This is a genomic window from Plantibacter sp. CFBP 13570 (assembly GCF_014841395.1).
Taxonomy (GTDB): Bacteria; Actinomycetota; Actinomycetes; order Actinomycetales; family Microbacteriaceae; genus Plantibacter; species Plantibacter auratus.
This window is the reverse complement of sequence record NZ_JACYTW010000092.1, coordinates 1-9,627: the sequence shown is the minus strand read 5'-3', so window position 1 is coordinate 9,627 and position 9,627 is coordinate 1. Positions and strand designations below refer to the sequence as shown.

Genomic DNA, 9,627 nt, shown 5'->3' with positions numbered 1-9,627 from the left:
GGCCGGAGCTGGTGCTGGTGGTGCAGCCGCTGCCGGAGCTGGTGCCGGCGGTGCGGCGGCCGCGGCAGGGCCAGCAGCACCGGTGGTGGCAGGCGCGCAGATGGTGCAGCAGGCCGGAGCGAAGCTCGCCGAAGGTGCTGAGCAGCTGGGCGCTGAATCCGCAGGCGAGAGCGCCGAGGGGACCAGCTGATGGCGGCCTATGCGGCTGAGCTGGTGCGCCGGTACGGGAACTGGGTTCGCCCGGTGACCGCGGGCCTGTTCAAGCTGGGCCAGCTCGGCACGCGGGTGATGCTCGGCGGGCTGATCGTCGGGATCCTCGCACAGACGATGTACGGCCCCGTGGCCGCCGTAGTTGTGGTGGTTCTGACGGGTTCCGCGCTGTGGGCGGTGTGGTTCCGCGACGCGGACGAGATGACGACGTTCGGGCGGTTGCTCGAGCGTGGGGCGTGGCTCCTTCGGGTGCAGAGAAAGGAAACAACGATGCGAAACGGGATCTGGGGCCGCGGAGGGTCCAGCACGAACCAACTCCCTGGGCTCGCTGCTCAGCTGCGTCTGCACACCGCGAAGGACGGCCACGGGAAGTCCTTCGTGCTCATCCACGCTCCGCGCAACGGGCTCTACACCGTTGTGTTGTCCGCGACACCGACCGGTGGCGGCGACGTCGACGTCGAGCGGCGCGACGCGTGGGTGGCGAACTATGGCGAGTTCATCCGGTCGCTGTCGGACGAGACCGGGCTCGAGCAGTGCGCGGTCATCATGGAAACCGCCCCAGACACCTCCCGGAAGCTCGAACGGAACGTGCGCCGGCGGATGCGAACGGATGCACCTGAGCTGAGTCTGCAGGTGATGGAGCAGCTGCTCGAGGGCGGCGCGCAGGGTGCCCCGACGAGTCGGTGCTTCATCGCCTGCACGTTCACCGCGAAGATCGACGGCACCGAGCGGCGACGCAGCGCCAGTGATGTCGCGGACGAGATCGCGTTGCGGCTTCCCGCGTTGGTCTCCCGTCTGTCTGTGGTCGGTCTGGGTGTTGCGTCGACGGTCGAAGCGCAGGAGCTCAGCGAACTTGTCCGGGTGGCCTACGACCCGGCGATCGCGCCGCTCATCGACGAAACAAAAGCCGCCGGCGTGATCCCCGATCTCCCGTGGGCCGACATCGGCCCGGCCGCGTTCGAGACCGGTTGGGACGACTTCGCCCACGACAGCGGCACCTCGGTCAGTTACCTGATGACCGTTCCTCCGAAGGCTGGTGTTGATGCGTTGAAGGCGGGTCGCCTGCTGCAACCGCACCCCAGCATTGTCCGGAAGCGGGTCGCGTTCATCTACAAACCCATCGACTCCGGAACCTCGGCGAAGATCGCGGAGGCCGATGCACACACCGCGCGCGTGCGCGCCAACCGAGACACCCGGTCGCCGTCGAAAGCGATGATCGCAGCTCAAGCCGCCCGCACCGCTGATGAGCAGGCGGCCGGTGCTTCGCTGGTGAACTTCGCGATCGCGGTCACCGCGACGGTGCTGGACCCGGAGCAGCTGGTGACGGCGAGACGGGCGCTGGAGCAGCAGATGGGCGAATCGCGGATCAGGTTCCGGCCCGCCTACGGGATGCAGGACGCCGCGTTCACCCTCACGCTGCCGCTCGGGATCATCCCCTCGAAGCTGTCCAAAATCTCCCCTCGCATCCGACAGGAGATCTGATGAGGTTCGCCACACGCACGCAGTTCCGCACCCGGCCCGGCTTCGGAAAGCGGAACACCCGGAAGGTGCCCCGACAGAAGACCATGCCGGCACCGGCGCGGCCATCGTCACGCGGATGGCGGTTCCGGCACGGCGGACACGTGTCAGCGGTACCGGTACCGATCGAGTGGCGCGGCACCTCCCAGCAGGTGCCGGGCCTGTGGCCGTTCTCGATCGGTGACGGCACCCCGATCGACGGTGTCCCGCTCGGAACCTCCCTGACCACGGGTGCAACGGTCGCGGACGACGTCTTCACCTCCTTCGAGCTCGGCCGCGCCCGCAGCCCGTTTGGGATGGTGCTCGGCCTGAACGGGCTCGGGAAGTCCAGCCTCGTGCGACGCATGGCCAACGGGAAGGCGGCGTTCGGCATCATGCCGTGGGTGCTCGGAGATGTGAAGAACGAGTACGCGGCGCTGATCAGGTCCCTGGGCGGCGAGGTCTTCGCCGTGGCACCTGGCAAGGCCGGCATCAATGTCCTCGACGTGAGTCAGGCTCTCGATGCTGCAAACAAGCTCCTTGCTGCGGCTCGAACTCAGCTCGAGGCCGGGGCGCCTAAGCGGGCCGGTGAGCTGCAGGATCTCGCGGCGAAAGTCCTCGCAGCCGCGCACGCTCGACGCAAGAACATGGTGGCGTCGCTGATCACCATCGCCCGCGGCAGCAAGCCCGCCGAGCACGAAGAAATGATCATCGATCAGGCCATCCGGCTGCTCGACCGCACCCACCCTGGCACCCCGATCATGGGCGACCTCCTCGCTCTGGTGAAAGCGGCACCAGCAGAGCTGCGCGCGGCCGCCGTCGACGGCGGCCGTATCGAACGGTATCGAGAGAAGACCGAGAAGCTCGAGGTGAGCCTGACGGGACTGACCGGGTCCGGAGTGTTCGGTGACACCTTTGCCGGACAGACCTCCATGACCCTCGACCGTTCCCGGCCCGTGTCCTTCGACCTGTCCGGCATCGACCAAACGCAGACGGAATTGCGAGCGGCCGCGCTGATGGCGTCCTGGTCCTACGGGTTCGGCGTCGTCGACGCCGCGAACGCGCTTGCCGACGCAGGACTGGAGCCACAGCGCAACTACCTAATCATCATGGACGAGATGTGGCAGGCCCTCCGAGCAGGGGAGGGCATGGTCGACCGGCTTGACGCGATCACCCGCCTAAACCGGATGTTCGGCATCGGGATGCTGTTCATCACCCACGCGATCGGTGATTTCTACGCGCTGAGCTCCGCCGCAGACGTGCAGAAAGCGCGGGAGTTCATCAACCGGGCGAGCCTGCTGTTCATCGGCGGGATCACCGACACCGAGATCCCCAGGTTGGAGGAGATTGTCGACCTCAGCCGACGCGAGAAAGCGCGCCTCAAGAGTTGGAACGACCCCGGCCCGCTCGATCCCGCGACGGGCACCTACGGTGACCCTCCCGGCCGGGGGAAGTTCCTCCTGAAAGCCGGGAACAACGCCGGGGTGCCGTTCCAGATGCACCTGGTTCCGGCGGAGATCCCGCTCAACGACACCAACCAACGATTCTCACGGTCGACCACCAAGCAGGAGGCAGCATGAGCACCACCAGGAAGCAGCAACGAACCGGCAACCAGACCATCCAGACCGTGCTGACGTTCGCCGTCATCGCCGCGGTCCTTGCCGTGGTGTGGCTGGCGTTCATCGGCGGCTCCCGCATCGAAGGCGTCAACCGGGACATCAGCGCAGACCCGGCAGAGGCGCTGATCGTGCTGAAGTACCTCATCACGGACCGTGCCGTGTGGCCGGCCGCCTCAACCCTGATCCTCGCCGGACTGGTGCTGCTGCTCGGCGCCGGCGCCGGCTGGTGGTGGGCCCGCGGGCGGGGGCGTGCGGCGAAACGCTCACGCATCGACGACCGCGCCGTGCACCTGGCGCACGGGAAGGAGCTGGAGAGCATCACCGTGCCGGGGGTGCAGGCGACCGCTGACCGGCTCGGCGTCGACGGGGCACCGGGCATGGTCATCGGTGATTGCGTCTACGACGGGAAGCTGCTGATGTCGTCGTGGGAGGACACCCGGCTCACCTTCGCCGGCCCACGGACCGGCAAGACGACGTCCTTCGCGATCCCCGCGGTGCTCGACGCACCAGGTTGCTCGCTGGCAACGTCGAACAAACCCGACCTGTTCTTCGCCACCTTCGGCCCGCGCAGCACCGACGGTCGGAAGGTGCTCGGCTTCGATCCGCAGAATCTCGCCGGGCAGAAGCCGACCTGGTGGTGGAACCCGCTCAGCTACATCACCGACGGCCGCGACGACGACACGATGGACGAGCGCGCCGACGATCTCGCCGGACACTTCTCGGCCGGATCCAAGGACGTCGGGTCCAAGGGCGACGCCCAGTTCGACGGCGCGGGGGAGAGCCTGCTGTCACAGTTCCTGCTCGCCGCGGCGCTCGATGACCGGCCCATCACCGACGCCTACCTGTGGCTGACGAACCCCCGCGACACCACCGCCCGGCAGATCCTCACCGCACAAGGGTTCACCATCGCGGCCGAGGATCTCCAGTCCACCCAGAACAGCTCGGACAAGTACCGCGACAGCGTCTACCAGACCGCGAAGCGCATGGCCGTGTGTCTGAAGAACCGCCGCATCCGCCTGTGGATCGAACGCCAAGGCCCCTCCGACAACCGCCCGGAGCTGAAGGTCGCGGACTTCGTGCGCAGCAGGGACACCCTGCACGCGCTCTCCCGTGAGGGCAAAGGCACCGCCGGGCCGCTCATCACCGCCCTGACCGTGGCCTTGTGCGAAGCGGCCGAAGCCTACGCCGTCGAGCAAGGCGGCCGGCTCAAGGTGCCGTTCGTGACGGTCCTCGACGAGGCGGCCAACGTGTGCCGGTGGTTGCAGCTACCTGGCCTGTACTCGCACTACGGCTCTCGCGGCATCGTCCTCGACACCTACTTCCAGTCCTGGTCACAAGTGGTCAAGGTGTGGGGTGTGGAGGGCGCCGAGATGATGAAGTCAGCCACCAACATCCTCATCTACGCCGGCGGTGTGAAGGAGGACGGATTCCTCTCCAGCCTGGTGAAGCTGATCGGCACGTTCTGGACCCGCCGCCACAACATCAGCACCTCCGCTGCCGGCCGGAACGTGTCAACGTCGGTCGAGAAGGAAGAACTGTTCGAGGTCGCTGACCTGTCGGCGTGGCCGAAGGGCCGCGCGCTGGTGTGGAGCTCCGGCAACCGGGCAACCATCACGAAGCTGCGCCCGTGGTGGACCGGTGCCCAGGCGGACGCGGTAACCGCGTCGATCAAGAACAACGACCCCGCGGCCGCGGAGACGTTCGCGGATCGGGCGGCCTCCGAACCGGAGTTCGACGGGACGGTCGCCGCGTGAGCGACGACCTCGAGCCACACCACGACGCGACGCTCGACGACGAGGTCGACGGTCTCGTTCACGAGCGTCGCGGGAACCCGCTCGAGGGCGTCGATTTGAGCAAACTCGTCCAGGCGGCGGTGACGAAAACGGTGAACAAGATCGTCGGCGAAGCCGTCGAAACGATGTTCACCGACCAGATGCGTGAGGAAGTCAGCGGCCTCGCGCTCGAGGCGGCACAGTCCACGCTCCAACCCGACGACAACACTCCGGAACCGGAGAGCTCGGGCGACGTCGACGGCGCAGATGAGCCGCCCAAGGAGACGTTGTACGCCTCGGTTGATGAGTTCGTTCGGAAGAGCCTGAACGACCTCTACCGCCGCCCGGTGGGTTCTGCTCAGTTGTGGGCGCCGAACTGGTGGGCATACCCCGAAGCGCTCTCACGACTCGAGGCGCTCTGGCGGGCGTGGGAACACCTTCGCCTCGACGGGGCAACCGGCATGAGCGTGTGGTGGAAAGACCACGCAGACCATCACATGAGTGTGCTGATGTCACCAAGCGGGCCGTTCGGTGACGTGCACAACGTGCGCACCAACCCGAACGAACCACTCCCGTATGCGGCACCGCCAGAGGGCTTGTTCCCGCCCGATAAGTACGTCGAACCAGACATCGCGTCGCTTGCGAACGAACCGACTACTGAATCGTGGTGGTGCCCGCAGTGCGGTTCCGAGAACGGGCGCGGGGTTGCGAACTGTGCGGAGTGCACCACGCGACGCTGACTTGCCAGTGAGGGTAGCCCTCAGACACGTTGCGGCTGAGGCGGCCCCTCGTTCATCCTGGCGTCTCCACCGCACTTGGCGGCGTACCGGTTCGCACTAGGAGCGTTGCAGCAGAAGCGATTCGAATGTTGCGGAAGGGAGAGTTATCAACGTTCCAGGCTCAATCGAATCGAAAAAGCCGTGCAGGCTCGCACTCATGAACTCTGCATCCAAGTCGCCCCCAACCGGCCACGGGATCTGACCGTAGCTCGCTCGCAAGGTCTGAACGATGCCAGCCAAGTCATGGCGTTCTGGCAACCCGGTAGGCCACGGGGCAAGGTCGCCCGCCGCGGTGCACCACCAACCAGCCGGATAGTTTGCCGCGGAATCAGCTGCGATGAGGACCTCGGTGACTCCCGGCGGCTTGGTGGCAGACGGATGTTCCTGCGATTCGCTCTGATAGCCGGAAGGGGCCAGCCACCAGATGCGATCAGTTGTGAATAGGACCGGAGCATTCATCGGCCCCGCGGTAGTGAGCTTGAAATCGCTGGTGGGTTCCTCTGATTGAGCACGGTCGATCAGTCGTTGCCATCGAGGTTCTCGGTGAACAATCTGGGAGGATGCTCCAGCCTCGAGTCGCTCGAACCAGTCGACCCACATGCCAGTGATGTTGGCTCGCAGGATCTGGTGGGGTGCCGAGAATCGACGGTCACCGAAGTGGTTGATCAGCGTCGTGCCGATCACGCGTGGTGTGCTTGCATCGGCAAGGAGATCGTCGAGGCTTGGTACAAACCATGGAGTACCTTCGCGTGGTTCGTCGATGGGTCCTGGGTCCTCGATACCGATGATCGCGGCCTCCTCGAATCCCTCCGGAGGCGTCTTTTGCCGCGGTGCCGAAACACGTATCGACATCATGAGCGCGGCACGAAGTGCTTCGAGGCTTTCTGAACTCGTTCCGGCAGCCCGAGCGCGCACCCACTGCATCGCGTTCCATAGCGCCGTGGTGCTCGGAGCAAACGGAAACCGCACAGGGTAACCCGGGCGCCAGGCTGCGAGTGATGCCGCGGTCGCTGTTCCTTTTGGCCACCAGGGAAGGGCGCGTAGTCCAATGGCTGCTGCGACGTCGGCCGCTGGCACGTTGTTGCTGGAATAGACATTCCATTCACCACCGGCCTCTTTCTCGGACACATCCCACGCCCGGCACCATGGTCGTGCGTATTCACCGGTGGGGATCTCCACCACAGCGAGAGCGGGGATCTGGTTTCGGTGGTTGGAGGCTCCCCAGGTGCCATGCTCGCCGGCGTAACGACGCCATGCTTCATTTCCTGCATGTCGAACCAGCGCAGGAAAGGATGCGCTGCTCTCGGAGAGGCTGGTGACCGTGACGAGCAGCGGCTCCTCGAACCCGCACCGTACCCGTTCGGTGGGCGCATAGACATCCACCCAAATGTCCCCCGAGGGCTCGAACTGGTCGCCTTCGAGGTGTGTCGCGAACCCTCCCCTCCGGCGATACCGGAAGCCGCGTTCCATACTCAGCAGCGCTGGCACCGGAGCGGAGAGTTCGCGATTCTCCTCCAGGGCAACCTGCAGAACGCGACGAAGCGGCCAGCGACCACCTCGTTTGCCGGGCTCAAGAACGGGCTCACCGAACAGTCCAGGCTCCTCGCGAGAACCAGCCAGTTGGCGAAAACGTCCAGCGCTCACTCCGAGGAGTGACGCCCCTTCCTCCCCTGATATCAGGGTGTCCGGAGCAAGTGCTTGTTCGGAACTGAACTGCTTGATGGGAGAGGAGCGAAAGAACGACATGACCAGACACTAGCAGTTCGAATCCGAATTGCTAGAACGCAGTGCATTTGAGTGAGGCGTCCGTTGCGACCGAGCCACCTGGCTTCAGAGCTAGAAGCTGTTGCCATCGCTCTTCACCACGTCGCCTCGTTCCCAACGATATGCTCAGCAGATATTCATATCAGTGGGGGAGTGGCAGTGCCAGAGCAGAAGGTTTTCATCAGTTGGTCGGGCGTCCCGTCGCAGACCGTCGCGAAGGCGCTACACATCTTCCTCACCGAGGCATTGGCGGGCAAGGTACAGCCGTTCGTTTCGTCGGAGGACATCGGCAAGGGAACTCGCGGACTGAACGTGATCGCAGCTGAGCTCGAGAATGCGATGTTCGGTGTCGTCGTCGTCACCCACGAGAATCTGGGATCGGTGTGGGTGAACTTCGAGGCTGGTGCGCTGAGCCGGATGATCGATGAAGCTTTCGTCGCGCCTGTGCTCGTGGGCATCGCAGATGCCGATGTCGTTGGCCCGCTGAAGCAGTTCCAGAACACTGACGGCAGCGACCGCGACGACATGTTGAAGCTCGTGCTCAAGATCAATGATCAGCTCGATGACAAGCTCCCTGAGACATCAGTGACCGTATTGTTCGACAACGCGTGGTCGGTGCTGAAACGAGCAGTAACAGCGTCGGCCGCAATCAGCCCGACGCCGCCGGCAGAGAAGCGACCCAAAGACGAACTGCTCGACGAGATACTGACGACCGTCCGGGGGCTGCAGCGGACGGTTGACAAACTTGAGGTACCTACCCAGCGGACCAGTTCTTCGGACTCCTTCTTGGAGAGTGTTCGAAGAGTCGCGACGAGCATACTGTTGCGCAGCGGCACGGGGCTTGTGACTTGGGTGTCGTCGACGGCCAAGGACGTTGCTCGTCTGGACGTCACCGCGGACCAGATCCCAGAGGACGTTGTTGCCGATCTGCGGAGCCTGTCGAAGATTTCCGGTCTGCGGATTCAGGTGGTCGCTCAGACCCGCAGGTACCGCTTCGCGGAGGGTGAGGTGGATGTCCGCCCAAACAGCACAGACGTCAAGAACCCTTGGCGCGACCTTCTTCGAGATAAGAACCCTGAGGCTGACAGCTGATCCAGATTCAGTGGCGGGCCCGATGGATCTCCGCCCGGCCCGCCACCTTGCATGCGTCTTAGCGGGAGCGCTCGCTTCTCGTGCGTTCCTGTCCGGCACCGCTACGGGCTTTGCTGGCTCGGGGCGCCCTCCCGGGAGTGGCGTTCACCGCAGCGTTCGGATGTGTGGCCTGGTCGCGGTCTGCGATCAGACGCGCACGGCGTACGGGCTCGGGCACGTCCGCGCTGATGCTGTTCGCGAGCTGCTGCCGCCGCTCCGCTGAGTCGTGCGGGACAGGCTCCTGTTGGAGTCCGCGTGCGTACTCGGTGCCCTGGTCGGCGCGGGCGTCGAGGGCGTCGGCGCGTTCCCGGAACGTCCCGGAGGCCTCGTAGTGGTCGGCTGCCGCTGCGACCCGGGTGTCGGCTTGCTGCTGGTAGTCCTCACCGCGCAGGCGGGCGTCCTCGGCTGCGGTGAATGCTTCCACGCTGCGCTCGTCGCCGGCTTCCCAGTCGACGCCGCGCTCGAGGTCGTCAGCGTGCCGGTAGGTGTCGCGGGACAGCTCTTCCAGCGACGCGGACTCGACCAGGAGCAGCTGTGCTGCGGTGGCTTCGGACTCGGCCTGTGCGCGCAGTTTCGCCGCCTCACCACGGTCCGCGGCCGCCGCTGCGGTCGCGCGGAGGATCTCCGGTGTGTTGGGGCCGGCCTCTGCTGGGTCGAGGCCGTAGCGGAGACGGATCTGGTCACCGATCCGGTCGCGGGCGGATGCCGCTTCGGGCGCGAACGGCGCCCAGGCTTGAGCGGTCTCGTAGCTGTCAGCGACCGCCTTCGGGGTCGCCGTCGACCACCAGGCCGCCTCCGTGGTGGGGGCGAGCGCCGCAAGCGCGACACCGCGGCGTGCGTCGAGCACGCGCTCCG

Annotated in this window: 8 protein-coding genes; 6 read left to right on the top strand and 2 right to left on the bottom strand. The window is 65.6% G+C overall.

Annotated features, from left to right (window positions below):
• The 5 genes from IFT89_RS18685 to IFT89_RS18665 all read left to right on the top strand — a co-directional run.
• The coding region (locus IFT89_RS18685) for a hypothetical protein (RefSeq protein ID WP_202939703.1) at nt 1–190 on the top strand (190 nt) is incomplete at its 5' end.
• Nucleotides 190–1,692, top strand: coding sequence for an SCO6880 family protein (locus IFT89_RS18680; protein WP_202939702.1), 1,503 nt, complete (start codon nt 190–192; stop codon nt 1,690–1,692). The genes IFT89_RS18685 and IFT89_RS18680, both read left to right, overlap by 1 nt.
• Nucleotides 1,693–2,102: 410 nt before the next feature.
• Nucleotides 2,103–3,287, top strand: coding sequence for an ATP/GTP-binding protein (locus IFT89_RS18675; RefSeq protein ID WP_202939701.1), 1,185 nt, complete (start codon nt 2,103–2,105; stop codon nt 3,285–3,287).
• Nucleotides 3,284–5,080, top strand: coding sequence for a type IV secretory system conjugative DNA transfer family protein (locus IFT89_RS18670; protein WP_202939700.1), 1,797 nt, complete (start codon nt 3,284–3,286; stop codon nt 5,078–5,080). The genes IFT89_RS18675 and IFT89_RS18670 overlap by 4 nt, the downstream gene beginning before the upstream one ends.
• Nucleotides 5,077–5,838 (top strand): DUF4913 domain-containing protein, encoded by a 762-nt coding sequence (locus tag IFT89_RS18665; protein ID WP_307783549.1) that lies wholly within the window; start codon nt 5,077–5,079, stop codon nt 5,836–5,838. The genes IFT89_RS18670 and IFT89_RS18665 overlap by 4 nt, the downstream gene beginning before the upstream one ends.
• 96 nt (nt 5,839–5,934) lie before the next feature.
• Here the strand turns inward: IFT89_RS18665 and IFT89_RS18660 are convergent, their stop codons facing one another.
• On the bottom strand, nt 5,935–7,623 hold the full coding sequence (locus tag IFT89_RS18660) for a hypothetical protein (RefSeq protein WP_202939699.1): 1,689 nt from the start codon (nt 7,621–7,623) through the stop codon (nt 5,935–5,937).
• Nucleotides 7,624–7,800: 177 nt separating this feature from the next.
• Between IFT89_RS18660 and IFT89_RS18655 the strand changes: the two genes are divergently transcribed.
• Nucleotides 7,801–8,733, top strand: coding sequence for a TIR domain-containing protein (locus IFT89_RS18655; RefSeq protein ID WP_202939698.1), 933 nt, complete (start codon nt 7,801–7,803; stop codon nt 8,731–8,733).
• A 58-nt stretch (nt 8,734–8,791) separates the two neighbouring features.
• Here the strand turns inward: IFT89_RS18655 and IFT89_RS18650 are convergent.
• Nucleotides 8,792–9,627 (bottom strand): hypothetical protein (locus IFT89_RS18650; protein WP_202939697.1); only part of this gene is annotated, 836 nt, incomplete at its 5' end.

What these genes read in the sequence shown, in the direction of transcription:
- IFT89_RS18670 (WP_202939700.1), top strand. Translation starts at nt 3,284, where the DNA reads ATGAGCACCACCAGGAAGCAGCAACGAACCGGCAACCAGACCATCCAG.
- IFT89_RS18675 (WP_202939701.1), top strand. Translation starts at nt 2,103, where the DNA reads ATGCCGTGGGTGCTCGGAGATGTGAAGAACGAGTACGCGGCGCTGATC.
- IFT89_RS18680 (WP_202939702.1), top strand. Translation starts at nt 190, where the DNA reads ATGGCGGCCTATGCGGCTGAGCTGGTGCGCCGGTACGGGAACTGGGTT.
- IFT89_RS18660 (WP_202939699.1), bottom strand. Translation starts at nt 7,623, where the DNA reads ATGTCGTTCTTTCGCTCCTCTCCCATCAAGCAGTTCAGTTCCGAACAA.